Here is a 24712-nt window from a genome sequence, read left to right as displayed (position 1 = left end):
CCTACGCGGCTTCCACTTCGCCGGTGATCTGATCGGCGATCACGCGCAGCGCCTCGAGATCCGACACGTCGAACGGCAGCGACGGCACGCCCACTATCGACACGTGCGGGTTGGCGCCCGTGAACCGCGACAGCAGCCGGACCTCCCGCTTGGCCGTCCCGGCCCGGTCAGCGTGAATCCGCAGCACCGCGGCGGTCAATGACTCGGGATCCTCGGCCGCCAGCACGTCCGCCGCGTCAGCGGCCTTCTCGGCATGCAGAGACGTCAATGTCGGATGAGTCCGGTTGAGGATCAGGCCCGCCAGCGGCATGTGTTCCTCGGACAGCCGGTCGACGAAGAACGAGGCTTCGCGCAGCGCGTCCGGTTCGGCCGCGGAAACCACCACGAACTGAGTGCCGCGCCGCTTCAACAGCTCGTACGTGCGGTCGGCCTTTTCGCGGAAACCGCCGAAGGTGGCGTCCAACGACTGAACGAAAGCGGCCGCGTCGGACAACATTTGGGAGCCGAGCACGGTGGACAAAGCCCGCATGGCCAGCCCCATCGCTCCCGACACCAGCTTGCCGATGCCGCGGCCGGGGCCTAGCAGCAGCTTCCACAGCCTGCTATCCATGAAGCCGCCAAGGCGTTTCGGTGCGTCCAGGAAGTCCAGGGCGTTGCGCGACGGCGGCGTGTCGACGACGACCAGGTCCCACCGGTCCTCGGCCAGCAGCTGACCGAGCTTCTCCATCGCCATGTACTCCTGAGTGCCCGCCAAGGAGGTCGCCACGGTCTGATAGAACTGGTTGTCCAAGATCCCTTGTGCGCGTTCGGGTCCCGAATACTGGATCACCATTTCGTCGAACGTCCGCCGCATGTCGAGCATCATCGCGTGCAGTTCACCGGACACCTCGGGGGCCAGCGGAACCCGCTGCGGGGTGTTCCCGAGGTCCTTAATGCCGAGCGCCTGGGCGAGCCGCTTGGCCGGGTCGATGGTCAGCACGACCACAGTGCGGCCGTATTCCGCCGCCCGTAACGCCATCGCCGCGGCGGTGGTGGTCTTGCCGACACCGCCTGCGCCGCAACAGACCACGACGCGGTTGGACGTATCGTGCAGGATCGACGCCAGATCGAGTGCGGGCGGTGTGGTGGTGCTCATCTGACCCCCTGGTGGTTGAGCGCTTCGGCGAGTTCATAGAGGCTGCCGAGGTCGACACCGTCGGGTATCGCGGGTAGTTCGAGCCTCGGCACCTCTAACTCCTCGAGCTGCTCGGCGCTCTCAGCGCGTGCGGTGATGCGGGTGGCGTGCTGAATCGCTTCCGTCAGCAGCCCGGCGAAATCATCGTCGGACAACGTGATTCCCGCCTTGGTCAGATCGGCGCGCACGGTGTCGGCGTCGACGTCACCCTCGGCCGCCTTGGCCAAAGCGTCCGGCGACAGGTAGGCCGGGATGTTCCGGTTGACGATCACGCTGCCGATCGGCAGCTCGAGGGCCTGCAGCTCGTCGATCGCTTCGAGCGTCTCCTGCATCGGCAGCGCCTCCAGAAGCGTGACCAGATGGATGGCGGTCAGGTCGGAGTGCAGCACCTTGACGACGCTTTCGGCCTGAGAGTGCACCGGGCCGCCCTTGGCCAGATCCGACACCGCCTTGGTCACGTCAAGGAAGCGGGCGATGCGTCCGGTCGGGGGCGAGTCGACCACGACGGCGTCGTAGACGGGGTGCTTACCCTTCTCCGCCCGGGTGACGATCTCGCGGATCTTGCCCGTGAGCAGCACGTCGCGCAGGCCGGGTGCGATCGTCGTGGCGAACTCGACGGCGCCGATCCGGCGCATGGCGCGGCCTGCCAGCCCGAGGTTGTAAAACATCTCCAGGTACTCGAGGAACGCCGCCTCGATGTCGATGGCCAGCGCGTTGACCGTGCCGCCGCCGTCGGCGGTCGCGATCTTGACCTCCTCGTAAGGCAGCGGCGGAACATCGAAGAGCTGCGCAATGCCTTGGCGCCCTTCGACTTCGACCAGGAGCACCTTCCGGCCGCCCGCGGCCAGCGCCAAGGCCAGCGATGCCGCTATCGTCGATTTGCCGGTCCCGCCCTTGCCGGTGACGAAGTGCAGCCGTGCCTTCGTCAGGCGTGAAGGCCAGCCGACCCCCCTGCGGTCATTCGCTTCGGTAGCCATCACTGCATGCTAGCCAAGCCTCGTGCACCGCCCGATAAGCTCAGCCACATGAGCGAACCGACCCGCTGGGAGTACGCCACCGTCCCGCTGCTGACCCATGCCACCAAGCAGATTCTCGATCAGTGGGGCGAGGACGGCTGGGAGCTGGTCTCGGTGCTGCCCGGACCGACCGGCGAGCAGCACGTCGCGTATCTGAAGCGACCGAAATGAGCTGGTCGGCAAAGCTGTCCGAGCTGGGCATCGAGCTGCCGTCCGTGGTCAAACCCGTCGCCGCCTACGTGCCGGCGGTCCAGACCGGGAACCTCGTCTACACAGCAGGACAGCTGCCGATGGTGGCCGGTGAGATGGCCCGAACCGGCAAGGTCGGCGGCGAGGTCACTCCGGAGCAGGGCAGGCAGCTGGCGCGGATCTGCGCGCTCAACGCTCTGGCCGCCGTGGATTCGCTCGTCGGGCTCGACTCCATCGTCCGCATCGTCAAGGTGGTCGGCTTCGTCGCCTCCGCGCCGGGGTTCGGCGGTCAGCCGAGCGTCATCAACGGCGCTTCGCTCCTTCTCGGCGAGGTCTTCGGCGACGCCGGGGCGCATGCCCGGTCCGCGGTCGGGGTGTCCGAGCTGCCGCTGAACGCGCCGGTTGAGGTGGAGCTGATCGTCGAGGTCGCGTGAGCGACGATCCGGCAGAGGTCGCGCTGAGCGACGATCAGGCAGAGGTCGCGTGAGCGACGTGCGGCATCCCGCCTACGGGATGTTGCGGCCGGTGACCGATACGGCATTGGTGCTGCTCTGCAACAACCCGGGACTGTTGACACTCGACGGCACCAACACATGGGTGCTGCGCGGCAAGGACAGCGACGAGATGGTGATCGTCGATCCCGGACCCGACGACGACGAGCACATCGGCAACATCGCCGCACTCGGCAAGATCCCGCTGGTGCTGATCAGCCACAAGCACGACGACCACACCGGCGCCATTGACAAGGTCGTCGAGCGCACCGGGGCGGTGGTCCGCGCGGTCGGCAGCGGTTTCCTGCGCGGTCTCGGCGGCCCGCTGACCGACGGCGAGGTGATCGACGCCGCGGGCCTGCGCATCACGGTGATGGCGACGCCGGGGCATACCGCCGACTCCCTATCGTTCGTACTCGACGACGCCGTGTTGACAGCGGACACGGTGCTCGGTCAGGGCACGACGGTGATCGACTCCGAGGACGGCGCTCTCGGCGAGTATCTGGACTCACTGCAGCGGTTGCAGGGTCTCGGCCCCCGCGCTGTGCTGCCGGGGCACGGCCCTGATCTCGACGACCTCGAGGCCGTCACCGCCATGTACCTGGCGCACCGCGAGGAACGGTTGGAGCAGGTGCGCGGCGCGCTTCGGGCGCTCGGCGACGACGCCACCGCACGTCAGGTCGTCGAGCACGTCTACACCGACGTCGACGAAAAGCTATGGGATTACGCGGAATGGAGCGTGCAGGCCCAGCTCGACTACCTCCGCGCCTCGTGATTTCGGCGCGCTAATCGACGCTCAGCGTGACCAGCCGCGCCGAAATCGCTAACGGGCGCGGCGGGCCAGCCGCTCGCTGTCGGAAATCAGCACGCTCTTGCCCTCCAGCCGAATCCAGCCGCGGTGGGCGAAATCGGCGAGGGCCTTGTTGACCGTCTCTCGGGAGGCACCGACCAACTGGGCGATCTCCTCCTGGGTGAGGTCATGCGTCACTCGCAGCGCGCCACCCTCCTGGGTGCCGAAGCGCTGCGCCAGCTGCAGCAGCTGCTTGGCCACCCGGCCCGGCACGTCGGTGAAGATCAGATCAGCGAGGTTGTTGTTGGTGCGACGCAGGCGGCGGGCCAGGACGCGCAGCAATTGCTCGGCGATCTCGGGCCGATCGGCGATCCAGGCGCGTAGAGCATCGCGGTCCATCGACACCGCACGCACCTCGGTGATCGTGGTGGCGCTCGACGTCCGCGGGCCCGGGTCGAAGATCGACAGTTCGCCGAACATGTCCGACGGCCCCATGATCGTGAGCAGGTTCTCGCGTCCGTCCGGAGACCGGCGGCCGATCTTCACCTTGCCCGAGATGATGATGAACAGCCGGTCGCCGGGCTCGCCCTCGGCGAACACGGTGTGCCCCCGCGGGAAGTCGACGGGCTGCAGTTGCTTCGTCAGCGCGGAAACGGCGCTCGGCTCGACTCCCTGGAAGATTCCGGCCCTTGCCAGGATCTCGTCCACGTTGCCCCTCTTAAGCTGTTGAGTGATATGACAGGCGCGCCGACCTCTAACCGCGTTCGAGATCAGTCTAGAGGCTGGTCATTTCGTGCGTAGCCACGCTACACACGATTGGCATGCGGAGACTGCTGAAATTCAGTATTCGCGACGTTGTCGGCATAGCGCGGTGTGGGCAAATTCGACCACTCGTCGTCGGCGATGTAGAGCTTGGCGATCTCGAGTTCGTAAACGCGTTCCTGTAACCGGCGATGCATCCCGTCCAGCGCTTCCGGCATACCCTCCCGGACTAGCGTGCGGACGTCGTCGGCCCGAGCCTGCTCCAGGAATTCGGCGACGTCGGTGGCCGAGAAGGTCTCGCTGTCGAGGCCCGATTCGAGGCGCTGGAGCCCGAAGGTGGCCAGCATCAGCAACCCCGGGATGAACACCACGAGCAACCACGACACAAGCAGGTAGTTAACACGGCGAAGGTCTCGGCGGGATCACGAATTGTCACCGGTCCGCAGTATCAATTGTCGGCCGTCTCAGTACGCTTGCAGCCGTGACTGTTGGTGAGCCTTCGACCGGAAAAAAATCGCAGCCAAAGCCGCCGAGGCGGCCGTCTGCGCGCAAGTGGGACTCGGAGACCCACATCGGCCTGGTCCGACGTGCGCGGCGAATGAATCGCGAACTGACGCATGCGTTTCCGCACGTGTACTGCGAACTGGACTTCACCAATCCGCTGGAGCTCACGGTGGCCACCATCCTGTCGGCGCAAAGCACCGACAAGGGCGTCAACCTGACCACGCCCGCGTTGTTCGCGAAATACCGCACCGCCAAGGACTACGCACAGGCAGATCGCACCGAACTCGAAGAAATGGTCCGCCCGACGGGCTTTTACCGGAACAAGGCCAGCTCGCTGATCCGCTTGGGTCAGGAGCTCGTCGAGCGTTTCGACGGCCAGGTGCCCGCCACTCTCGACGAGCTCGTCACGCTGCCCGGCGTCGGTCGTAAGACCGCCAACGTGATCCTCGGCAACGCCTTCGGTATTCCGGGCATCACCGTCGACACCCACTTCGGCAGGCTGGTGCGGCGCTGGCGGTGGACCGATCTCGAAGACCCGGTCAAAGTCGAGCACGCGGTCGGCGAGCTGATCGAGCGCAAGGAGTGGACCTTGCTCAGCCACCGCGTGATCTTCCACGGCCGCCGGGTGTGCCACGCCCGTAAGCCGGCCTGCGGGGTTTGCGTGCTCGCCAAGGACTGCCCGTCCTTCGGGGCAGGACCGACCGATCCGCTCATCGCCGCGCCGCTGGTCAAAGGCCCGGAGACCGAACACCTGCTGGCGCTTGCCGGACTGTAGCCGACCGACCCGCGTCATGAGCTCGTCGACCCGATGGACCGTGGTGGTGCTCGTCGTCATCGTCGCGCTCGGTGCGGGACTGTGGATGCAGCTGGACCACGACACCTCGACCGGCGAGTCGGGTCCGGCGCCCGCACGCCAACACCGCGACGCCGACACCCCCGAAGCGCTCGCCGAACCACGCGCCCGCGCCGCGCTGGCCCCGTGCCCAGGGAACGGGCCGGGCCGGGGACCCCAGAAGCTGCGGGGGATCACCGTCGAGTGCGCGGGAAACGGCGCGGACGTCGACGTCGCCGAGGCAGTGGCAGGCCGGGCGGTGGTGCTCAATCTGTGGGCCTACTGGTGTGGGCCGTGCGCCGAGGAACTGCCCGCGATGGCCGAGTATCAGCGGCGCGCCGGTGCGGCGGTGACGGTGGTGACGGTGCACCAGGACGAGAACGAGACCGCCGCGCTGCTGCGGCTCGCCGAACTGGGCGTACACCTGCCGACGCTGCAGGACGGCAGGCGTTTGATCGCCGCGGCTCTGCAGGTGCCCAACGTGATGCCCGCGACGGTGGTGCTGCGGCCGGACGGTAGCGTTGCCGAAATCCTGCCGCGTTCGTTCGCCAGTGCCGAGGAAATAGCCGCCGCGGTCGATCCAGAGATAGGAGTGCCGGGGTGAATTCGGAGAGCGAATGGAGTCTGCTGACTCCCGACGCCGCTCCGGCCTGGCTGAAGCCGCTGGTCGACAACGCTCACGCCGTCAAGAAGGCCTATCGACGCCGGGTGCCCGCCGAACTGCTCGCGGTCGTCACCGCCGCAAACGCGAAGGCCGCGCTGACCGGTTCGGGCCGCGACGCCGCGGTCCTCGTGCTCTTCTCCGGCCCACAGGACTCACCCACCGGCGGGCTGCCCGACGACGCCGATCTACTCGTCACCGTGCGGGCGTCGACGCTGCGCCACCACGCCGGACAGGCGGCGTTCCCCGGCGGGGCAGCCGATCCGGGTGACGAAGGTCCGATACACACCGCGCTGCGCGAGGCGAACGAGGAGACCGGCATCGACATCGGCAGGTTGGCGCCGCTCGCGACGCTGGAGAAGTTGTTCATCCCGCCATCGGGCTTCCACGTCGTGCCGGTGCTTGCCTACTCGCCGGATCCCGGCCCGGTGGCTGTCGTCGACGAATCCGAGACAGCGGTCGTGGCGCGGGTGCCGGTCCGGGCGTTCATCAATCCGGAGAATCGGTTGATGGTGTACCGCAGGGAGAACACGCGGCGCCTCGCCGGGCCGGCCTTCCTGCTGAACGAAATGCTCGTCTGGGGGTTCACTGGTCAGGTGATCTCGGCGATTCTCGACGTGGCGGGGTGGGCGGAGCCCTGGAACACCGACGACGTGCGGGAGCTGGACGACGCGATGGCCCTTGTCGGTCATGATGAGACCGACCGGGAGGACCAACTATGACGTCTTCGCAGTGGCTCGACATGGCCGTGCTGGCGGTCGCGTTCGTCGCGGCGATCTCGGGCTGGCGATCGGGCGCGCTTGGCTCGCTGCTGTCGTTCATCGGCGTGGTGCTCGGCGCCGTCGCCGGAGTGCTGCTTGCGCCGCACATCGTCACGAATTTCACCGGCACGCGAACGCAACTCTTCGTCACGCTGTTCCTGATCCTTGGGCTGGTGGTCATCGGCGAGATCGCGGGCGTGGTGCTGGGCCGGGCGGTGCGCGGCGCGATCCGCAACCGCACGCTGCGCACCTTCGACTCGGTGATCGGCGTCGGCGTGATGGTGTTGGCGGTCGCCGTGGTGGCGTATCTGCTTGCGACGCCGCTGACGTCGACCAACCAGCCGAACCTGGCCGCCGCCGTGCGCGGTTCGAAGGTGCTGAGCCAGGTCGACTCGGTGGCCCCGCCGTGGCTGAAGGCCGTGCCCAACCGTCTCAAGGCGCTGCTGGACACTTCCGGTCTGCCGGAAGTGCTTCAGCCGTTCGGTCGCACACCGATCGCCAACGTCGACGCCCCCGATGCGGCGCTGATCAACGACCCTGTCGTCGCGGCCGTGCGGCCGAGCATCACCAAGATCCGCGGTGTCGCGCCCGGCTGCCAAAAAGTCTTGGAGGGCACGGGTTTCGTCGTCGCGCCTAATCGCGTGATGTCCAACGCGCACGTCGTCGCAGGCGCCGAGACCGTGACGGTCGAGTCCGACGGCCAGACGTTCGACGCGACGGTGGTGTCCTACGACCCGGACGCCGACATCTCGGTCCTCGACGTCCCCGGCCTGCCCGCCGCGCCGCTGCCGTTCGCACAGGAGCCGGCCAAGAGCGGAACCGACGCACTGGTGCTCGGGTATCCCGGCGGCGGCGATTTCCAGGCGACGCCTGCGCGCGTGCGCGAGACGATCGAGCTCAAGGGTCCCGACATCTACAAGACCAAGACGGTCGATCGTGAGGTGTACACCATCAGAGGCACTGTGCGACAGGGCAACTCGGGTGGCCCGATGATCGATCGCCAGGGTCAGGTTCTCGGCGTGGTGTTCGGCGCCGCGGTCGACGACGCGGAGACCGGCTTCGTGCTGACCACCAGGGAGGTCGGTCACCAGCTCGGCAAGATCGGCAATACCGCGCAGGTCCCCACCGGCACCTGCGTCACCTAGCGCTGTTCCAGGAAACGCGTCAGCTCCTCGTTGACCGCGTCCGGCGCCTCTTCGTGAGCGAAATGCCCTGCGCCGGCGATGGATACGTAACGGCCGTGCGGAGCGTACTGCTGCGTGCGATTGACCGGCTCGGCCAACACGTACGGATCGGCATCGCCGCGGATGTGCAACATCGGCACGGTGAGGGGCCGTTTCATCGACCGCATGAAGCGCCTGCCCTCGCTCTTCAGCTGGCTGCGCACCGCCCAGCGCTGGTACTCCAGCGCCGAGTGAGCTGCCGACGGGATCTGGATGGCCTGCCGCATACATGCGATGGTCTCGGAAAAGTCCTCTGAGGCAGTCCATTTCGCGCTGCCGCGACTGCGCACCAGCCGCTCCAGCTCGGCTGCGTTGTGCCGCGTCAGCGAGCGCTCCGGCCATATCGGCACCTGGTAACGCAGCATCCACGGCAGCAGTGCCCGTCCTTGATCGCGCCGCGTCAGCGCCGCGGAGCGAAGCGCCGCAGGATGCGGTGAGCTGATCACCGCGATCGCGCGGACCATGCGGGGATGCAGCACCGAGGTTGCCCAGCAGACAAGTCCGCCATCGGCATGGCCGACCAGCGTCGCATACGGATGGCCGAGAGCCCGGACGAGGCCTGCGGTGTCGCCGGCCAGCGTCCAGCCGTCGTAACCGCGCGGCGGTTTGTCGCTGCCGCCGTATCCGCGCAGGTCCACGGCGACGACGCGGGAGTTGCGCAGGCCGCGCAGCTGGTGTCGCCACGACCACCAGAACGAGCCGAACCCGTGAAGGAGGATGACCAACGGCCGCTCGGTGAGCGGCTCAGCGGAGTCGTCGGCCCTGGTCTCAGCTTCCACGACGTGGAACCGGATGCCGTTGGCGTGCACCTCGAGATGGCGCCACGGACCGTCGATACGGACGATCGACGGGTCGGGTGGGGCCATTACCAGCCGGACGGGTCCGCGGTCGGGTTCGCCGCGGCCTTTCCGTCTCTGGCCGTGCCGCTCCTCGCGTCCGAAGAACCAGCCAACGCCTTGGTTTTGTCGTGGCCGGGCGTCAGCGCCTCGGGAATCTCCTTGACCGATTCGATGGTCTTCTGCGGGCCGCGGATGCGGCGCACCTTGAGGTAGCCGAACAGGGCGAGCACGGCGGTGACGAGGACCATGATGCCGAACACGATCAGGAACGCCACCCACCGCCATAGCCAGGTGTCGAGGAGTTCGGCGACGAAGAAGAAGAAAAAGAACGTGGAGTAGAAGAGGACCACGAGCGCGAGGATGAAGAAGACGCTGCCCGTCAGGCCCCTTTTGACATCGCGGGTGATCTCGGCGCGGGCCAGTTCCACCTCGGCGCGCACCAGTGTGGACACCTGCGCCGTCGCGTCTTTGACGAGGTCACCGATCGACGGATCTGGCTTGGGAGCATGCGGATCGACCAACGGTATCGAGGTCACCGTGGTGGGTACGCCATTCTTCCCGTCAGCACTGCTCACGGATGATCCTCCCGATTTCATTGTTTCTTGGGAAATCATGTTGCCACGTAGCGTCGAGCCAGACGATGCCGGCCGAACGTTAGACTGACCGTCACAGTCGAGTAGGTGGTCGGGACGTTGATGGGGGATGGGTTCTTGAGGACCGAACACCGATGGCGCATGAGTTCGATTGCCGCGATGCTGACGGCCGTCGCCCTGTTGGTTTCGTTCACGCCGGTGGCGCACGCCGACGAGCCGGTGCCGCTGGGCGGCGGGTCCGGGCTGGTCGTCAACGGCGACACGATGTGCACGCTGACCTCGATCGGTAACGACAACCGCGGAAACTTGATCGGCTTCACCTCCGCTCACTGCGGCGGCCCGGGTGCACAGGTTGGCGCTGAAGGCACGGAGGGCAGCGGTGTCCTCGGCGCGATGGTGGCAGGCAACGATGCGCTCGACTACGCGGTGATTCAATTCGACCCGCAGAAGGTCACTCCGCTCAACAACGTCGACAACTTCCAGATCGACGGCCTGGGACCCGACCCCGTGACCGGTGATGTGGCCTGCAAGCTCGGCCGCACCACCGGCTACTCGTGCGGCGTCGTGTGGGGCCCGGGCCAGGAGCCCGGCACTATCGTCAGCCAGGTGTGCGGGCAGCCCGGCGACTCGGGGGCACCGGTCACGGTCAACAATCGGCTGGTCGGCATGATCCACGGCGCATTCGCCGAAGACCTACCGACCTGCGTCGTGAAGTTCATCCCGTTGCACACGCCGGCCGTCGCGATGTCGATCAACACGCAGCTGGCCGACATCGTCGCCAAGAACCGGCCCGGCTCGGGCTTCGTACCCGTGGGAGCGGCTCCCCCGGTATAGCGCCCTACTTGCTCGCCTTGATCGCCTCGAACACGGAGGGATCGACCAGCGTCGACGTGTCACCGAGCTCGCGTCCCTCGGCGACGTCGCGCAGCAGCCGTCGCATGATCTTTCCGCTACGGGTCTTCGGGAGTTCGGGCACGACGTGGATCTCGCGCGGGCGCGCGATCTTTCCGATCTCCTTCGCCACCTGCTCACGCAGTTCGTCGACCATGTTGTCGTTGTCCTTGGCGTGCGATTCGAGGATGACGAACGCGCAGATGCCCTGGCCGGTGGTTTCGTCGGAGGCGCCAACAACGGCAGCCTCGGCAACACCGGAGTGACCGACGAGAGCCGACTCAACCTCTGTCGTCGAAATCCGATGGCCGGACACATTCATCACGTCGTCGATGCGGCCGAGCAGCCAGATGTTGCCGTCGGAATCGACGCGGGCCCCGTCGCCTGCGAAGTACCAGCCTTGGTCGGCGTACCGCGACCAGTAGGTCTCCCGGTAGCGCTCGGGGTCGCCCCAGATGCCGCGCAGCATCGCCGGCCACGGCTGGTCGAGCACCAGATAACCGGTCACGTGTTCGGCCTCGTCGGCGCCCGGCACCAGCTCCTTGCCGTCCTCGTCGACGATGATCGCCGAGATTCCCGGCAACGGTGTCATCGCCGAGCCGGGCTTGGCCGCCGTGACACCGGGTAGCGGTGAAATCATGATCGCGCCGGTCTCCGTCTGCCACCAGGTGTCCACGATCGGAGTCCTGTTGCCGCCGAAGGCATCCCGATACCATCGCCACGCCTCGGGGTTGATCGGCTCGCCGACCGAGCCCAGCAGTCGCAAGCTCGACAGGTCGTGAGCGTCGGGAATCTCGCGACCCCACTTCATGAACATCCGGATCAGCGTCGGCGCGGTGTAATAGATTGTCACGCCGTACTTTTCGATGACTTCGAAGTGCCTGTGTTCGTTGGGAGAGTTCGGCGTGCCCTCGTAGACGACCTGGGTGACACCGTTGGACAGGGGTCCGTAAACGATGTACGTGTGGCCGGTGACCCAGCCGATATCCGCTGTGCACCAGTAGACGTCGGATTCGGGTTTGACGTCGAAGACATAGTGGTGCGTGTAGGACGCCTGGGTCAGGAAGCCACCCGAGGTGTGCATGATGCCTTTGGGCTTGCCCGTGGTGCCCGACGTGTAGAGCAGGAACAACGGGTGCTCGGAGTCGAACGCCTCCGGTGTGTGCTCGGGCGATGCCTTGTCGACGGTGTCGTGCCACCACAGGTCACGGCCATCGGTCCACGGCGTGTCAATCCCGGTGCGGCGCACCACAAGCACATGCTCGACACACTTCTGCCCGTTAACCGCCTCGTCGACTGATTCCTTCAGCGAGGCGGGCTTGCCCCGCCGGAACTGGCCGTCGGCGGTGATGACGAGTTTGGCTTCGGCGTCCTCGATGCGGGCCGCGAGCGCCGACGACGAGAACCCGGCGAACACCACCGAGTGCAGCACACCGAGGCGGGCGCAGGCCAGCATCGCCACGATGGCCTCGGGCAGCATCGGCATGTAGATCGCGACCCGGTCGCCTGCGACCAGGCCGAGGTCGGTCAGCGCATTGGCCGCCTTCGACACCTCGGCGAGCAGCTCGGAGTAGGTGATCTCCCTGCTGTCGTCCTTGGGTTCGCCCTCCCAGCGGATCGCGACCCGATCGCCGTTGCCCGCCTCCACATGTCGGTCGACGCAGTTGTAGGCGACGTTGAGCTTGCCACCGACGAACCACTTCGCGACCGGGGCCTCGGACCAGTCAAGGACCTCGTCGAACGGGGTGTCCCAGGCCAGCCGGTTGGCCTGCTTCGCCCAGAACGTCAGGCGATCCTTCTCGGCCTCGCTGTACAGCTCGGCGGTCGCGTTCGCCTGCGCGGCGAAGTCGTCGGCTGGGGGATACGTGGATGGCCCTTCGGCGTGGGATTGCGACATGATTGTGAGCCTAGTCACCTGGCGCGATGCAGCAACGTTGCGTTGGGTTGCATCCCAATTCAGTACCCGGTCGCACGCCGTAGCCTTGCCCGAATGACATCGCACCCATTGGCCCCGCTGGCCGAGCTGCCCGGTGTCGCGGCCGCCGGAGAGGAGGCCCGCGAGGCGCTCGGCAAGGCCCACCGCCACCGCACCAACCTCCGGGGGTGGCCCGCCACCGCTGCGGAAGCCGCGTTGCGGGCCGCCAGGGCGTCCGCCGTGCTCGAGGGCGGCTCCTTGCATCAATCCGAAACCGGGAAACCCGACCCGCTGCTCGCAGGGGCACTTCGAGTGTCGGAGGCACTCGAGGGCGGCGCGACGTCTCTTGTCAGCGTCTGGCAGAAGGCGCCGAGCCAGGCACTGGCGCGAATGCACGCCCTGGCCGCCGCAGATCTCGTCGACGACGAGCGACTCGGACGGCCGCGCGTTGACGCCGACGTCGTTCCGCGGCTGGAACTCCTGATCGAGCTCGTCACCGGCAAATCCGCAGTGCCCGCCACGGTGCTGGCCGCCGTCGCACACGGGGAGCTCTTGACGTTGGCTCCCTTCGGCACCGCCGACGGAATCGTCGCTCGCGGGGTGTCGCGGCTGGTGACGATCGCCAGCGGGCTGGACCCGCACGGGCTCGGGGTCCCCGAGGTCGCCTGGATGCGACGTTCGGGTGACTACCACGCGGGCGCGCGCGGCTTCGCCTCCGGCACGCCCGACGGACTTGCTGCGTGGTTGGTGCTCAGCAGCGAGGCGCTGCGAGCGGGTGCGAGGGAGGCGCTCTCGATCGCAGAAGGTGCCTCGAAGTAGTGCCTCCAGCAAAGTGAAAGCGGGCGACGCTCCGAAACTGGTTCGGCTCGCCGCCCGCTAGCACGGATTCCGGTTACCAAGCGTGCTGGTCGGGTGTGCGTGGGTGGCCTCGGCGTCCCTGCGATGCGCTACGGCTGCAGCCCCACCCAAGAGGCCGTCGTGGTCGTCCGCTCTTCACAATTACGCAGGCCCGCAACACTTTTGCCTATTTCGCGGCTTTAGCTCCGCGTGGGTGCCGGGATCCGTGCTGGGTAGCCTGTCGCGGGAGCTCGAGCCTTCTCTTCCGGCTCGCGCTTGGCCTTGCCAGGCTTCCTTGGTTCCTTTGTACTCCGTGACCCCGATCACAGCAAGAGCGAATCGTGCGTGAAATTCGATCGTTACCGTCGGCGCGTCAGCTACTACGTACGGTCGGACGTCAGATGGCGAATCGACGCAGCAGCGAGTACGTCAGTGCACCGGCCAACAAGGCGGTGAGGCCGACTGCCGCCGTGGTGGCGACAGCAGCGCCGGAGGGAGTGGGAAGGCGGTCGCGCAGCGGGACCGGCCGCGAGAACGTCAGAACCGGCCAGTCGCGCGCGACCGCCTCTTTGCGCAGCCCTCGGTCGGGGTTCACCACAGTCGGATGGCCGACCGCTTCGAGCATCGGCAGATCGGTGACCGAATCCGAGTAGGCGTAACAGTGCTCGAGCGCATATCCCTCGCGTGCGGCCAGTTCGCGGATGGCCTCGGCCTTGCCCTCGCCGAAGCAGTAGTACGCCACCTCGCCGGTGTATTTCCCGTCCACGACGACCATTCGCGTGGCCATCGCGTGGGTGGCGCCAAGGGCGCTGGCAATCGGACCGACGACTTCCTCGCCCGAGGCCGAGACGACGACCACGTCGCGTCCGCACAGCTTGTGGTCGGCGATGAGATTGGCCGCCTCGGCGAAGATCAACGGGTCGACGATGTCATGCAGTGTTTCGCCGACGATCGACTTGATCTGTTCGACGTCCCACCCGGCGCACATATTGGTTACGTAGTTGCGCATACGGTCCATCTGGTCGTGGTCAGCGCCCGACATGAGGAACAGGAACTGTGCGTAAGTCGACTTGAGTACTGCCCGTCTATTAATTAGCCCTTGGTCGAAGAAGGGTTTGCTGAAAGCCAGCGTGCTGGACTTCGCGATCACCGTCTTGTCGAGGTCGAAGAAGGCCGCCGTGCGAACGGGCTGCCCGGTTTCCGGCGTCGTCTGCGGTGCGTCACCCTCCGCGGCCGCCGAGTCGGTTGCGGTCACGACGCCCAGCATAGGGCGCGGCCACGGCGGGGCACCGGCCAAGCATTCAAAATGGCAGTTCACGACAGGTGCCGATGGCCGCCCTCTGCGGCGATGCCGGGTGCTTCCTATGGCAAGCAGTACTTGCGCCTCTTGGGCTTTCCGTGTGTATAGTGAGGATTACTCGGCTTATGCCGGGTGTGCATCAGCCCGACCCCCCGGGGCTGATACACGACGACCTCCGCCTCCTCCCCCCTGGCGGGGGTCGTCCCTTTTCTGGAGCCCTTTCGTTGGCCGGATAGGTGGGGAAGTCCCGTTAGGTTGCGGAATCGCATTTTCGCTGTGCGAGTTGCCACACGTTCCATGCACAGTTGAGGCGTAGTCCACAGAGCGCGAAACGGCTCTGGCCCGTGCCGGATTGCTGCAGCACGGTGGGCTGATGAACGCACGCAGCAGTGTGCTCGCGATGGTCGCTGAAACTGCGATGCGCGACGCAGTGGACCGCGTCGCAGCAGCTGCAGGCGTGGCGGTCGTTCACGTTGCGCAGCCGCCGGGCCGGCAAGCCTGGAGCGGCGCATCGGCAGTACTGCTCGACGTCGCGGCGGCGGTCGGTTGTGCCTCCGCCGGGCTGCCTCGACGCAGCCACGTCCTCATCCTCAGCAGCGGCGAGCCGAACGCCACCGGATGGCAGACGGCGATCGCCGTGGGCGCCCGGGACGTGATGACGATGCCCGCCGACGAGGGCCGGCTCGTCGCCGCGCTGTCAGAAGCCGCCGAGTCGGGCCGCGATGCCGAGCGCAGAGGTGCGGTCGTCGCCGTGATGGGAAGTCGTGGCGGTGCGGGGGCCTCGCTGTTCGCCACCGCACTCGCGCAGTCGGCACGCCAAGCCCTCCTGATTGACGCCGATCCATGGAGCGGGGGGATCGACCTCGTCGTCGGCAGTGAGGACAAGCCGGGACTGCGGTGGCCCGATCTGGCGCTGGAGCACGGCCGGTTGGACTTCGCGGCGTTGCGTCAGGCATTGCCCAGGCTCGACGGGCTGAGCGTCTTGTCGGGTGTCCGTTCGGGCAACGACGTCGAGCAGGGGCCGCTGGCGGCGGTCATCGATGCGGGCCGGCGGGGTGGCGCCACCGTGATCTGCGATCTACCCCGACAGATCAGCAGATCGGTCGAGATCGTCGCGGACGCAGCGGATCTGGTGGTACTCGTCGCGACGGCGGATGTCGGCAGCTGCGCTTCGGCGACGGCGGTCGCATCGGCGCTCGGCGCGATCAACCCGAATGTCGGGCTCGTGGTTCGTGGGCCGTCGCCTGCGGGTCTGCGCTCGGTTGATGTGGCGCGCATTGTCGGGTTGCCGCTGCTGGCCGCCATGCGGGCGCAGCCCAATCTCGCGTCGATGCTGGAACGGGGCGGCCTGCGGATGGGCAGGCGGTCGCCGCTCGCCACCGCGGCACGACAGGTGCTTTCGGTGTTGGCGCAGCATCCGTCGGCGGAGGTGGCATGAGTGAGTCGTTGATCGACCGGGTCCGTGAGCGGCTTGCGTCCGAGTCGGCTCCGCTACGCCCGAACGTGGTCGCCGCGGCGATTCGCGCCGAATCGGGAGGGGTGCTCGGTGACACGGAGGTGCTGAGCAATCTGCGGACGCTGCAGACGGAGCTGACCGGCGTCGGAGTCCTCGAGCCGCTGCTTCGTGCCGAAGGCACGACGGATGTCTTGGTCACGGCGCCTGACGCCGTTTGGGTCGACGACGGAAAGGGGTTGCGGCGCAGCTCTATCCGGTTTGCCGATGAGAGTGCGGTGCGGCGGCTGGCGCAGCGGCTCGCATTGAGCGTGGGACGCCGACTCGACGAGGCGCAACCGTGGGTCGACGGCCAGTTGGTCGGCGTGACCGCCGACCAGTTCACTGTTCGACTTCACGCGGTGCTCGCGCCGATCGCATCGGCGGGCACGTGTCTGTCGTTGCGAGTGCTGCGGCCCGCGACGCAGGACCTTGCGACGCTCACCCGGGTGGGGGCGATCGCGGCGCAGGCCGCGGTGCTGCTCGACAGGATCATCGCCGCGCGGCTGGCGCTCCTGGTCTCCGGCGGTACCGGGGCGGGCAAGACGACGCTGCTGTCCGCCGCCCTCGGTGCGGTCGCGCCGAGTGAGCGCATCATCTGCGTCGAAGACGCCGCTGAGCTGCAGCCGCGACACCCACACGTGGTGAAGCTCGTTGCACGGTGCGCGAATGTCGAAGGGGTAGGCGAGATCACCGTGCGCGACCTGGTGCGGCAGGCGTTGCGGATGCGACCCGATCGCATCGTCGTCGGCGAGGTGCGCGGCGCGGAGGTCGTCGACCTGCTGGCCGCCCTCAATACCGGTCATGACGGCGGGGCGGGAACGGTGCACGCCAATAATCCCGCTGAAGTACCCGCTCGCCTCGAAGCACTTGCTGCCCTGGGCGGCCTCGACCGCTTCGCGTTGCACAGCCAGCTCGCGGCCGCGGTTCAGGTGCTGTTGCACGTCGGTCGGGACTGCGATGGCAAGCGAAGGCTCGACGAGATCGCGGTGCTTCTTCGCGATGACGGCGGTTTGGTAAGAGTTGCGACGGCCTGGCACGCTGACCGCGGATTCGGCAGCGGCACTGATCAACTGGAGACGATGCTGCAGAGGCGGGTTGCCGCGTGACCGTCGCGGCCCTTGTGCTGGCATTGGCGGTCGTCGTCGTACCGTCGCGGCATCGGCTGCTGCCACTACTCCGTCGGCGTCGGTTGCCGATGATGGCGGCAGCGGTTGCTCTCGGCGCCGCGGTGGCGGTGGTGCTGCCCATGTCGGTTGCGGTGGCAGCCGCCGTGGTCGTCGGCACCGTGTTGGTGCGCAGGCGACGCATGGCAATCCGGCGCGTGCGCGCCGTGGAAGCTGCTGCGCTGCAGAGTGCGCTCGAGGTACTGGTGAGCGAATTGCGCATCGGCGCACATCCCGTGTCCGCGTTCGAGGTCGCCGCCGCAGAGGTCGACGGCGCCGTCGCGAGCAGCTTGAGTGCCGTGGCGGCACGGGCCCGGCTTGGCGCAGACGTCGCGGCGGGGCTGCGGAGCTTCGCGGCGTCGTCGCGACTGCCCGGGCATTGGGAGCGGCTGGCGTTGTTCTGGCTACTGGCGCAGGCTCACGGTTTGGCGATCGCCACGTTGATGCGCGCCGCGCACCGCGACATCGTCGAGCGGGAGCGGTTCTCGGCACGCGTCGATGCCGGGATGGCGGGCGCCCGTACCACGGCTGCGGTTTTGGCGGGACTGCCCGTGCTCGGCATCGGCCTCGGCCAACTCATCGGAGCCGACCCGGTGCGATTCCTGCTCTCGGGCGGTGTCGGCGGTTGGCTACTCGTCGCCGGTGTCATCCTCGCCTGCTGCGGACTGCTGTGGTCGGATGCCATCACAGGTAGGGCGCAGGCATGATTCCCTCTTGTCTGCTCGCGGCCGCACTGCTGGTTGCCGGTGCGCCGTCGCGCGTTCGCCGACGCGCCGCAGTCGACAGCGCCTCAACGCGTATCGCGCCGTCGAGCGACTCGGATGCGCTCGCTGTCGCATCCACCCTCGACGTGTTCGCTGCCTGCCTCACATCGGGTATGGCGGTGTCATCAGCGGCTGGTGCAGCCGCGCCGTCGGCACCGATCCGGCTCGGCGCGGTGCTCCGCCGAGCCGCCGACATGTTGGCGCTCGGTGCGGATGCGTCTGCGGCATGGTCGAATCCGGACCTGCCGCTCGACGACCACGGCGAAGCTCTTCTTCGGCTCGCGCGCCGCTCGGCGACATCGGGAGCCGCGCTAGCCCAGGGTGTTTCCGAGCTGGCCGACCAATCCCGCCACGCTGCTGCTTCCGCTGCCGATGCGAGGGCCCAACGGGCTTCGGTCCTGATAGCGGGCCCGCTCGGCCTGTGCTACCTGCCTGCCTTCGTGTGCCTCGGCATCGTGCCGATCGTCGCCGGCCTGGCAGGCGACGTGCTTGGGTCGGGGCTGGCATGACGTTTCGCGGACTGTCCAGTAAACCAACGGAGAGGGAAAAGCATGATGCAGAGGATGATTCGCCGAACCAAGGCGCGAATGATGCTCCTGCTGGTCGACGACAGCGGCATGTCGACGGTGGAGTACGCCATCGGCACGATCGCGGCCGCGGCGTTCGGCGCGATCCTATACACGGTCGTCACCGGCGACTCGATCGTCACCGCGCTGACGAACATCATCAACCGGGCGCTCAACACCAACGTCTGACCGGTGAACGCGGCGCTACCACTATCGAGGCGGCCTTCGCCATCTCCGCGCTTGTGGCGGTGCTGGCGCTGTGCGTCGCCGGGCTCACCGCGATGTCGATGCAGGTGCGGTGCATCGATGCGGCCAGGGAGGCGGCCCGGCTCGCGGCACGCGGCGACGATGCGGTGGCTGCGCAGACGGGCCGCGCCATCGCGCCGGTCGACGCCGCACTCGACATTCGCAGAGACGGCGATGTGGTCGTCGCAACGGTCGCGTCGCGCTCGGTCCTGTTGCCGGGCATCGCGATCGGTGCGAGTGCGGTGGCCGCTGTCGAGCCGGCTGCGGGATGAGGCAGGTTCGGCGACACTGATCGCCGTCGCGATGATGGCAGTGCTGCTGGCGTTCACCGTCGGCGGGTTCCACATCGGGTCGGCTGTCGTCGCCCGGCACCGCGCGCAGGCCGCCGCCGATCTGGCGGCGTTGGCTGCCGCTGCACAGCTGCCGGAGGGCGTCGCCGCGGCCTGCGGTCGGGCTTCGGTGATCGCGCAGGCGATGAACGTGGCCGTCATCGACTGCGCGGTGGATGACCTCGACGTCGTGATCACCGTCGCGGCCGGGAAGGCTCACGCCGCCGCGCGGGCGGGTCCGGCCTGATATGACTGAGCCATGGCGATTTCAGCCGCCGCGCCCACCGCATTCCGGTATCCGAACGCGGGCGGCCGACGCGTTCGGCTACGCGCGCTGGTGAAGCGGCTCAGCGGCGTCGATCTGCTGCCGTCCGACGCCGTGGCGCAGGCTTTCATCGACGGGCTCAACGACGGCGACCCGGTCGCAGAGCGGTTCGTCGCCGAGACCTATCACGGCGAGCTCGGCGCGCGGCACGCTCGCGATCTCGTCGAGAAGGCTCAGCGAGACGGCATCGACAAGGTGCCAGAGGCGCCCGAGTCCATGCGCGTGCTCTTCGAGGAGTTCGAGCAGCTGCCGGATTGGGTCGTTCCCGAACTCGTGGAAGAAGGCGCGGCCGTTTGGCGCCGCTGGGCCTATGCGCTCGGAGCGCTCGGCAACGCGGGCACCAACGACACCTACACCGAGGGCTGGCTCGCCGTGCCGCTGTCACTATCGGGTGGCTATGCGGGCCGACGCGCCCTGCACCGCTACCTCGAAACGTCGCGGTGGTGGATCGAGGTCTGCCGACCCGGCGCCATCCTCACGCCAGGGTCGTTGGGCCGCAACATCTCCCTGCATGTGCGGATCATGCACGTCAGCGTCCGCGACCGGGTGCGGCAGCATCCGGAGTGGGATGCCGAACGCTGGGGTCTGCCGATCAGCCAGTCGGCGATGCTGCTGACGTTGCTCGGCGGGAGCGTCGCTCCGGCGTTCGGTCTCTTCCTTCTCGGGCATCTGACCTCGCCGCGCGAGATGCGCGCCGTCCTGCACTTCAACCGCTACTGCGGGCACCTCGTCGGTGTGCGCTGCGACGGCTACTTTCCCGAGACCGTCGGCGACGCCTGGCGCATCCTGTTGATGGCAGACACGGCGCGCAGTTACGACAGTGCCGACAGCGGTGCCGAACTCGTCGAATCCTTCGTGCCCGCGTTTGCGCCCACGGCATCCCACCGTGGCCTTGCGCGGTTGCGCGCCGAATACCACTACCGCGTACAGGCCGGGTACCTGGGCTTGTACATGCTGCCGTGGAATCGCCGACGCTACCGCCTACCGTCGGCACTTCCCGGAATCGTCCTGCTGCTGTTGCGATCTCCGCTCATCGTCGCCGTTGAATTGATGCGGCGGGCATCGTCACGGGTGGACCGTCGATGGCAGCAGGCCAATGTCAGACGGTGGGACGCCTGGTTGCGATGGCAGTCGGCCGGAAAGGCGGCGGAGTTCGAAGCCGCGACGCCCCTGCGACGCTGAGGGCCGGTCGCCGCCCTAGTCGCCCCCGGACTTCTTTTGCTTGTTCTTCTTGCGCTTCTTGTCTTTTCGAGGCTTCGTACCCGGTGCCGGCTCGTCATCGTCGCCGTCGGAGGCAAACTCCACCACCTCCAACTCCGCCTCGGTCGGCAGGCGCAGCGCCATCAAAGCGGCGAAAGTGCCGGGCTCGAGTTCGATTCGATTGATCGTCATGTGCACCGGCGTCCAGTCGTCGTCGGTCGTGCGCAACCGCAGAATCCCGCTTGTGGCGCCGTTGGCGAATTCCAGCGTCATCCGCGCCATGTGCATCGCGTCCGCGGGATTGACCGATGGCCGTCCCGCCTCGCGCGCGCGCCAGTCGAAGAACGGCGCGGGCTCGTCGAGCCATTTCAGTAGCGTCCAATTGACCGGGTCGACCAGCGCGCGGTGCACGCCGGGGCACGCGAGGCCGTCGAGGATCCGTTGTGCCAGGTGAACGGGCGGCAGCGACGGGCCTTCGGGTTCGGCGCGCCAGTTCATGGCGCGACAGATGAGGTGTTCGCTGCCGTCGTCTTCGGTCTCCGGGTTCGCACGGGCAACGAAGCCGACGTTGATTGTTTCACCCTGATAGTCGGTGACGGTCCACGTGCTGCACATCTTCATGCCGGGCTTGCCCTTGATCGCCATCGCCAGCACCTCGGCCTCGTCCGCGTTGAGGGCGCGCATCGGCAGATCTTCGGCGAACGTCCGGCCGTGGGTGGCCTCGGTCGACGGATCTCGGCCGCTGTTGTAGATCGACTCGGGCGTGTCGGTGGCGACCCCCGCGGTGAGGTCCCACTTCAGCGGGCCGGGAGCGAATCGTTCGGGCGGTTCCATCTCGAGCGGCCCGATCCATACATGCACGCCGTGAACGCGCCCGTCTGACATGACTACGGGTTCGGTACGGATTACGCGGTCGTTCCTCGGGGTGATGGTGCTCATCGCCTCGGCTGCGCGCACTGAATCGGATATCGCGGTCTGAATGGCCATCAGGTCAGGACTTCGTCGCAGAAAGACGCTGATGGGGATGAGATTCTTGGTTTGACGCCCGTCCGCGACCACAACCGGCTCGCTGCCAAGCGTCTCCACGAGCAGCCAGTCGTGGGTCATTGCGGACATTCTACCGGGCTGCGGTTTACGAAACTGCAGGTGACCGAGCTACGGAATCCGCAGTTTCTTGGTATAGACCATCGATTTGACGTTCCCGCAAATGGCCATTTGAGTTGCTTTCAGTGCTCCGACGAGGTAATTTACGTCTGCGCCTAACAGTGAGAGGCAACATACGGATTGCGTTGTACTCCGTGTCGTCTCAACGCCGAGGCGCTCGGCGTGCCCAAGCATCCGGCACCGTCGATTGCTGGTCCACGGGGGCGGCCGTCGAGGGGTCGGCCGTCGCCGTGGACTTCAGTTCTTCCCTCGCCGCAGTTCGCGCAGTACCAACCGCAGCACACGAACGGCGCCCACCTTGTCGAGCGGGTCGTTTCCGTTACCGCACTTCGGCGACTGCACACATGACGGACAGCCGAGTGGGCATTCGCATGCTTGGATCGCGTCGGCCGTCGCGCCCCACCACGTCGCGATCTGCTCGAACCCGCGGTCGGCGAAGCCGGCGCCGCCCGGATAGCCGTCGTAGACGAATATCGTCGGCAGACCGTCGACCGGTCCCACTGCAGTGGACAATCCGCCGATATCTCCGCGATCGCAACTGGCGATCAACGGCAGCAACCCAATGGCGGCATGCTCGGCCGCATGCAGTGAACCCGGGATGCGTAGCGGTTCGACATTGCTGTCTCGCAACGCTTCCGGGGTGATGGTGCACATGACCGCTTTGGTTTCCAACGTGCGGGTCGGCATGTCGAGCTCGACGAAGTCGATCACCTCGCCGGTCAGCTCCCGCCGTAGATAGCCGATCACCGTGTTGCTCACCGAAACCGGAACAAGCCCAATGGTGATAGGCCCGAACGTATTCCGTTCGCCCGGTCCGGTGACAGCGATGTCGGTGACCTCGCGCGCGAATGTCGTGTAACCGGGATCGTCGGCATGCACGAATGCGACGCCGTCCTCGAAGTCGAGTGAGTCCACCAGGTACGACTCGCCTCGGTGCAGGTAAACGGCGCCCGGGTGAACGGTTGACGGTGCGCGCCCGACATCAGCGCTGCCGAGCAGGCGGCCGGTCTCGGTCTCCAGAATCGCGATCTGTCCGCCCGACGACCCGCGGATGTCGACGGCCGGATGCGGATCGACGCCAGGGCTTGGGAAGTAGCCGCTCGGCCTACGACGCAGAAGCCCGTCATCGACGAGTGTCTCTGCCACTGCTTCGGCGCTCCAGGCACGCACCTCCGCGTCGGTGAGGGGAAGTTCCGTTGCGGCGCAGAGCAATTGCGGGCCCAGCACATAGGGGTTCTGAGGGTCGATGACGACCCGCTCGATCGGCCTGTCCAGCAGGGCCGCCGGATGGTGCACCAGATAGGTGTCCAGGGGGTCGTCACGTGCGATCAACAGAATCAATGCGCCCTGCCCGCGTCGACCGGACCGGCCGGCCTGCTGCCAGAACGACGTCACGGTGCCGGGAAAGCCGGCCAACACGACGGCGTCGAGCCCCGCGATGTCGACGCCCAGCTCGAGCGCGTTGGTGCTGGCGAGTCCGCGCAGATCACCCTCTGCCAGTGCGCGTTCCAACTCCCGACGGTCCTCGGCGAGATAGCCGGCCCGGTATGACGCCACCCGGCCGGCCAGGTCGGGTGCGACGTCCTCGAGCCGCGCGCGGGCACCCAACGCGGTGAGCTCGGCTCCGCGCCGCGAGCGGACGAACGTCAGGGTGCGCGCACCTTCGGCGATCAGGTCGGCCATCACCCGTGCCGCTTCGGCGCCTGCCGAACGGCGAACCGGTGCACCGTTCTCGCCGACCAGATCCGTGCGTAGCGCGGGCTCCCACAGAGCGACGGTGCGAGCTCCCTGCGGCGAACCGTCCTCGGTGACCTCGAGTACGGTCTGGCCGATCAATTCCGAGGCGGTGATTGCTGGTGATGCCGTCGTCGCGCTGGCGAAGATAACGGTCGGTGCCGCGGAATAGCGCGTGCACAACCGGAGCAGGCGGCGCAGCACCAGCGCCACGTTCGAGCCGAAAACGCCGCGGTAGTAATGGCATTCGTCCACGACGATGTAGCGGAGATTGCGCAGGAAGACCGCCCACCTGGCATGGTTGCGCAGCAACGACAGATGGATCATGTCGGGGTTGGAGAAGATCCACCGCGACCGCTCGCGGGCGAAACGCCTTACCTCGCTTGGGCTGTCGCCGTCGTAGGCGCTCGGTGCGACGGTACCAAGGGAGCTCACCGCATCGGTGAGGGCCTGCGCGGTGCGCAGTTGGTCGTGACCGAGGGCTTTCGTCGGTGACAGATACAGCGCGCGCGCACGCGGATCGGTTGCGCACGCCGTCAGTATCGGCAGCTGGTATGCCAGCGACTTGCCCGACGCCGTGCCGGTGCTGACCACGACATGGCGGCCGCCGTGTGCGAGATCGGCGGCCTCGAGCTGATGCGACCACGGCGCGGTGATTCCGCGATCATGGAACGCCCGCACCACATCCGGGTCGGCCCAGTGGGGCCAGGCCTGAGGTCGCGCCTGTCGCGGCGGCAGATCCGCGACATGGCGAAGCGGCTTCTCCTCCGGATCGGTGCCTTCGACCGCGCAGGCGAGCAGCTCGCGGCCGAAATCCGACATCGTTGCCCTCCTGCACACGAATTGTCCCCTAGTTGCCGCGACAAGACTGTCGCTGGGGCTTGGAACATGATTGACTAAGGGTGGTCGCAGCTTCTGTGTTCGTGTATATGCACCCGCAGGATCGAC

At 67.2% G+C, this 24712-nt stretch carries 27 protein-coding genes; 17 read left to right on the top strand and 10 right to left on the bottom strand.

Going from position 1 to position 24712, the window contains the following annotated elements; translation table 11 throughout:
• Position 1: 1 nt before the first annotated feature.
• Both C6A82_RS24485 and C6A82_RS24480 read right to left on the bottom strand, forming a co-directional pair.
• Complete coding sequence (locus C6A82_RS24485) at positions 2 to 1135, bottom strand: ArsA family ATPase (protein ID WP_105341865.1); 1134 nt, start codon at positions 1133 to 1135, stop codon at positions 2 to 4.
• Positions 1132 to 2151 (bottom strand): ArsA family ATPase, encoded by a 1020-nt coding sequence (locus tag C6A82_RS24480; protein ID WP_105341864.1) that lies wholly within the window; start codon positions 2149 to 2151, stop codon positions 1132 to 1134. Before C6A82_RS24480 ends, C6A82_RS24485 begins: the two co-directional genes overlap by 4 nt.
• Positions 2152 to 2199: 48 nt before the next feature.
• On the opposite strand from C6A82_RS24480, the gene C6A82_RS24475 reads away from it, so the two are divergent.
• The 3 genes from C6A82_RS24475 (at position 2200) to C6A82_RS24465 (ending at position 3645) form a co-directional block, all read left to right on the top strand.
• Positions 2200 to 2361, top strand: a complete 162-nt coding sequence (locus C6A82_RS24475) for a DUF4177 domain-containing protein (protein ID WP_014817956.1) — start codon at positions 2200 to 2202, stop codon at positions 2359 to 2361.
• Positions 2358 to 2813, top strand: a complete 456-nt coding sequence (locus C6A82_RS24470; protein WP_105341862.1) for a RidA family protein — start codon at positions 2358 to 2360, stop codon at positions 2811 to 2813. The genes C6A82_RS24475 and C6A82_RS24470 overlap by 4 nt, the downstream gene beginning before the upstream one ends.
• A 79-nt stretch (positions 2814 to 2892) precedes the next feature.
• Positions 2893 to 3645 carry an MBL fold metallo-hydrolase gene (locus C6A82_RS24465; protein WP_311101928.1) on the top strand — a complete coding sequence of 251 codons (753 nt, stop codon included), beginning with the start codon at positions 2893 to 2895 and terminating at the stop codon, positions 3643 to 3645.
• A gap of 48 nt (positions 3646 to 3693) precedes the next feature.
• Here C6A82_RS24465 and crp read toward each other — a convergent pair whose 3' ends face one another.
• Positions 3694 to 4368, bottom strand: coding sequence for a cAMP-activated global transcriptional regulator CRP (gene crp, locus C6A82_RS24460; RefSeq protein ID WP_041312815.1), 675 nt, complete (start codon positions 4366 to 4368; stop codon positions 3694 to 3696).
• Positions 4369 to 4466: 98 nt separating this feature from the next.
• A complete protein-coding gene (locus tag C6A82_RS24455; RefSeq protein WP_105343133.1) occupies positions 4467 to 4769 on the bottom strand; it encodes a hypothetical protein in 303 nt (100 codons plus the stop codon).
• A 251-nt stretch (positions 4770 to 5020) separates the two neighbouring features.
• Between C6A82_RS24455 and nth the strand changes: the two genes are divergently transcribed.
• From nth to marP, 4 genes are read left to right on the top strand one after another with little or no spacing between them, the layout of a single operon-like run.
• Positions 5021 to 5701, top strand: a complete 681-nt coding sequence (nth, locus tag C6A82_RS24450) for an endonuclease III (RefSeq protein WP_199193649.1) — start codon at positions 5021 to 5023, stop codon at positions 5699 to 5701.
• Between the two features lie 16 nt (positions 5702 to 5717).
• Entirely contained in the window at positions 5718 to 6362 is a 645-nt protein-coding gene (locus tag C6A82_RS24445) for a TlpA disulfide reductase family protein (RefSeq protein ID WP_105343125.1), read from the top strand.
• Positions 6359 to 7141: a CoA pyrophosphatase gene (locus C6A82_RS24440; protein ID WP_105343123.1), complete on the top strand. Its 783-nt coding sequence runs from the start codon at positions 6359 to 6361 to the stop codon at positions 7139 to 7141. Before C6A82_RS24445 ends, C6A82_RS24440 begins: the two co-directional genes overlap by 4 nt.
• Positions 7138 to 8325 (top strand): acid resistance serine protease MarP, encoded by a 1188-nt coding sequence (marP, locus tag C6A82_RS24435; protein ID WP_105343121.1) that lies wholly within the window; start codon positions 7138 to 7140, stop codon positions 8323 to 8325. Before C6A82_RS24440 ends, marP begins: the two co-directional genes overlap by 4 nt.
• Here marP and C6A82_RS24430 read toward each other — a convergent pair.
• Together C6A82_RS24430 and C6A82_RS24425 are read right to left on the bottom strand one after the other, a co-directional pair.
• Positions 8322 to 9269: an alpha/beta fold hydrolase gene (locus tag C6A82_RS24430; protein ID WP_105343119.1), complete on the bottom strand. Its 948-nt coding sequence runs from the start codon at positions 9267 to 9269 to the stop codon at positions 8322 to 8324. The genes marP and C6A82_RS24430 overlap by 4 nt on opposite strands.
• Positions 9269 to 9838, bottom strand: a complete 570-nt coding sequence (locus C6A82_RS24425; protein WP_396836655.1) for a phage holin family protein — start codon at positions 9836 to 9838, stop codon at positions 9269 to 9271. The genes C6A82_RS24430 and C6A82_RS24425 overlap by 1 nt, the downstream gene beginning before the upstream one ends.
• Before the next feature lie 138 nt (positions 9839 to 9976).
• Here C6A82_RS24425 and C6A82_RS24420 point away from each other — a divergent pair, with 138 nt between their 5' ends.
• Positions 9977 to 10669, top strand: coding sequence for a S1 family peptidase (locus C6A82_RS24420; protein ID WP_396836653.1), 693 nt, complete (start codon positions 9977 to 9979; stop codon positions 10667 to 10669).
• 4 nt (positions 10670 to 10673) lie between these two features.
• Here the strand turns inward: C6A82_RS24420 and acs are convergent, their stop codons facing one another.
• Positions 10674 to 12623 (bottom strand): acetate--CoA ligase, encoded by a 1950-nt coding sequence (gene acs / locus C6A82_RS24415; RefSeq protein WP_105343114.1) that lies wholly within the window; start codon positions 12621 to 12623, stop codon positions 10674 to 10676.
• A gap of 93 nt (positions 12624 to 12716) precedes the next feature.
• Between acs and C6A82_RS24410 the strand changes: the two genes are divergently transcribed.
• Positions 12717 to 13460 (top strand): oxidoreductase, encoded by a 744-nt coding sequence (locus C6A82_RS24410; RefSeq protein ID WP_105343112.1) that lies wholly within the window; start codon positions 12717 to 12719, stop codon positions 13458 to 13460.
• Positions 13461 to 13875: 415 nt separating this feature from the next.
• Here C6A82_RS24410 and C6A82_RS24405 read toward each other — a convergent pair whose 3' ends face one another.
• The gene (locus C6A82_RS24405) at positions 13876 to 14733 is read right to left on the bottom strand and encodes an HAD-IB family hydrolase (protein WP_311101520.1); all 858 of its coding nucleotides are present in this window, start codon (positions 14731 to 14733) and stop codon (positions 13876 to 13878) included.
• Between the two features lie 418 nt (positions 14734 to 15151).
• Between C6A82_RS24405 and ssd the strand changes: the two genes are divergently transcribed.
• Genes ssd through C6A82_RS24365 form a run of 8 tightly spaced genes read left to right on the top strand, consistent with a single transcriptional unit; the run spans position 15152 to position 20848 of the window.
• A complete protein-coding gene (gene ssd, locus C6A82_RS24400; RefSeq protein WP_105348405.1) occupies positions 15152 to 16216 on the top strand; it encodes a septum site-determining protein Ssd in 1065 nt (354 codons plus the stop codon).
• Positions 16213 to 17379, top strand: coding sequence for a TadA family conjugal transfer-associated ATPase (locus tag C6A82_RS24395; RefSeq protein ID WP_105348404.1), 1167 nt, complete (start codon positions 16213 to 16215; stop codon positions 17377 to 17379). The genes ssd and C6A82_RS24395 overlap by 4 nt, the downstream gene beginning before the upstream one ends.
• Positions 17376 to 18143, top strand: coding sequence for a type II secretion system F family protein (locus C6A82_RS24390; RefSeq protein ID WP_105348402.1), 768 nt, complete (start codon positions 17376 to 17378; stop codon positions 18141 to 18143). The genes C6A82_RS24395 and C6A82_RS24390 overlap by 4 nt, the downstream gene beginning before the upstream one ends.
• Positions 18140 to 18709 (top strand): type II secretion system F family protein, encoded by a 570-nt coding sequence (locus C6A82_RS24385; protein WP_105348400.1) that lies wholly within the window; start codon positions 18140 to 18142, stop codon positions 18707 to 18709. The genes C6A82_RS24390 and C6A82_RS24385 overlap by 4 nt, the downstream gene beginning before the upstream one ends.
• A gap of 42 nt (positions 18710 to 18751) precedes the next feature.
• Positions 18752 to 18955 (top strand): DUF4244 domain-containing protein, encoded by a 204-nt coding sequence (locus C6A82_RS24380; protein WP_105348399.1) that lies wholly within the window; start codon positions 18752 to 18754, stop codon positions 18953 to 18955.
• 23 nt (positions 18956 to 18978) lie between these two features.
• Positions 18979 to 19284: a TadE family type IV pilus minor pilin gene (locus C6A82_RS24375; RefSeq protein ID WP_105348419.1), complete on the top strand. Its 306-nt coding sequence runs from the start codon at positions 18979 to 18981 to the stop codon at positions 19282 to 19284.
• The gene (locus C6A82_RS24370; protein WP_233217130.1) at positions 19250 to 19588 is read left to right on the top strand and encodes an Rv3654c family TadE-like protein; all 339 of its coding nucleotides are present in this window, start codon (positions 19250 to 19252) and stop codon (positions 19586 to 19588) included. The genes C6A82_RS24375 and C6A82_RS24370 overlap by 35 nt, the downstream gene beginning before the upstream one ends.
• Positions 19589 to 19600: 12 nt before the next feature.
• Entirely contained in the window at positions 19601 to 20848 is a 1248-nt protein-coding gene (locus C6A82_RS24365) for an oxygenase MpaB family protein (RefSeq protein ID WP_105348395.1), read from the top strand.
• A gap of 15 nt (positions 20849 to 20863) precedes the next feature.
• On the opposite strand, the gene C6A82_RS24360 is transcribed toward C6A82_RS24365, so the two are convergent.
• On the bottom strand, positions 20864 to 21973 hold the full coding sequence (locus C6A82_RS24360) for a PAS domain-containing protein (protein ID WP_105348393.1): 1110 nt from the start codon (positions 21971 to 21973) through the stop codon (positions 20864 to 20866).
• A gap of 294 nt (positions 21974 to 22267) precedes the next feature.
• Positions 22268 to 24586, bottom strand: a complete 2319-nt coding sequence (locus C6A82_RS24355) for a DEAD/DEAH box helicase (RefSeq protein WP_105348391.1) — start codon at positions 24584 to 24586, stop codon at positions 22268 to 22270.
• Between the last annotated feature and the right edge of the window lie 126 nt (positions 24587 to 24712).

The organism is Mycobacterium sp. ITM-2016-00318 (genome assembly GCF_002968285.2).
Taxonomy (GTDB): Bacteria; Actinomycetota; Actinomycetes; order Mycobacteriales; family Mycobacteriaceae; genus Mycobacterium.
The sequence above is the reverse complement of the archived record's forward strand: the minus strand, read 5'-3'. Positions and strand labels throughout refer to the sequence as shown.

Coding starts and splice junctions, on each gene's coding strand:
- C6A82_RS24485 (WP_105341865.1), bottom strand. CDS start 1,135: ATGAGCACCACCACACCGCCCGCACTCGATCTGGCGTCGATCCTGCAC.
- C6A82_RS24480 (WP_105341864.1), bottom strand. CDS start 2,151: ATGGCTACCGAAGCGAATGACCGCAGGGGGGTCGGCTGGCCTTCACGC.
- C6A82_RS24475 (WP_014817956.1), top strand. CDS start 2,200: ATGAGCGAACCGACCCGCTGGGAGTACGCCACCGTCCCGCTGCTGACC.
- C6A82_RS24470 (WP_105341862.1), top strand. CDS start 2,358: ATGAGCTGGTCGGCAAAGCTGTCCGAGCTGGGCATCGAGCTGCCGTCC.
- C6A82_RS24465 (WP_311101928.1), top strand. CDS start 2,893: ATGTTGCGGCCGGTGACCGATACGGCATTGGTGCTGCTCTGCAACAAC.
- C6A82_RS24455 (WP_105343133.1), bottom strand. CDS start 4,769: ATGCTGGCCACCTTCGGGCTCCAGCGCCTCGAATCGGGCCTCGACAGC.
- nth (WP_199193649.1), top strand. CDS start 5,021: ATGAATCGCGAACTGACGCATGCGTTTCCGCACGTGTACTGCGAACTG.
- C6A82_RS24445 (WP_105343125.1), top strand. CDS start 5,718: ATGAGCTCGTCGACCCGATGGACCGTGGTGGTGCTCGTCGTCATCGTC.
- marP (WP_105343121.1), top strand. CDS start 7,138: ATGACGTCTTCGCAGTGGCTCGACATGGCCGTGCTGGCGGTCGCGTTC.
- C6A82_RS24430 (WP_105343119.1), bottom strand. CDS start 9,269: ATGGCCCCACCCGACCCGTCGATCGTCCGTATCGACGGTCCGTGGCGC.
- C6A82_RS24425 (WP_396836655.1), bottom strand. CDS start 9,838: ATGAAATCGGGAGGATCATCCGTGAGCAGTGCTGACGGGAAGAATGGC.
- C6A82_RS24420 (WP_396836653.1), top strand. CDS start 9,977: ATGAGTTCGATTGCCGCGATGCTGACGGCCGTCGCCCTGTTGGTTTCG.
- acs (WP_105343114.1), bottom strand. CDS start 12,623: ATGTCGCAATCCCACGCCGAAGGGCCATCCACGTATCCCCCAGCCGAC.
- C6A82_RS24410 (WP_105343112.1), top strand. CDS start 12,717: ATGACATCGCACCCATTGGCCCCGCTGGCCGAGCTGCCCGGTGTCGCG.
- ssd (WP_105348405.1), top strand. CDS start 15,152: ATGAACGCACGCAGCAGTGTGCTCGCGATGGTCGCTGAAACTGCGATG.
- C6A82_RS24395 (WP_105348404.1), top strand. CDS start 16,213: ATGAGTGAGTCGTTGATCGACCGGGTCCGTGAGCGGCTTGCGTCCGAG.
- C6A82_RS24385 (WP_105348400.1), top strand. CDS start 18,140: ATGATTCCCTCTTGTCTGCTCGCGGCCGCACTGCTGGTTGCCGGTGCG.
- C6A82_RS24380 (WP_105348399.1), top strand. CDS start 18,752: ATGATGCAGAGGATGATTCGCCGAACCAAGGCGCGAATGATGCTCCTG.
- C6A82_RS24365 (WP_105348395.1), top strand. CDS start 19,601: ATGGCGATTTCAGCCGCCGCGCCCACCGCATTCCGGTATCCGAACGCG.
- C6A82_RS24360 (WP_105348393.1), bottom strand. CDS start 21,973: ATGACCCACGACTGGCTGCTCGTGGAGACGCTTGGCAGCGAGCCGGTT.
- C6A82_RS24355 (WP_105348391.1), bottom strand. CDS start 24,586: ATGTCGGATTTCGGCCGCGAGCTGCTCGCCTGCGCGGTCGAAGGCACC.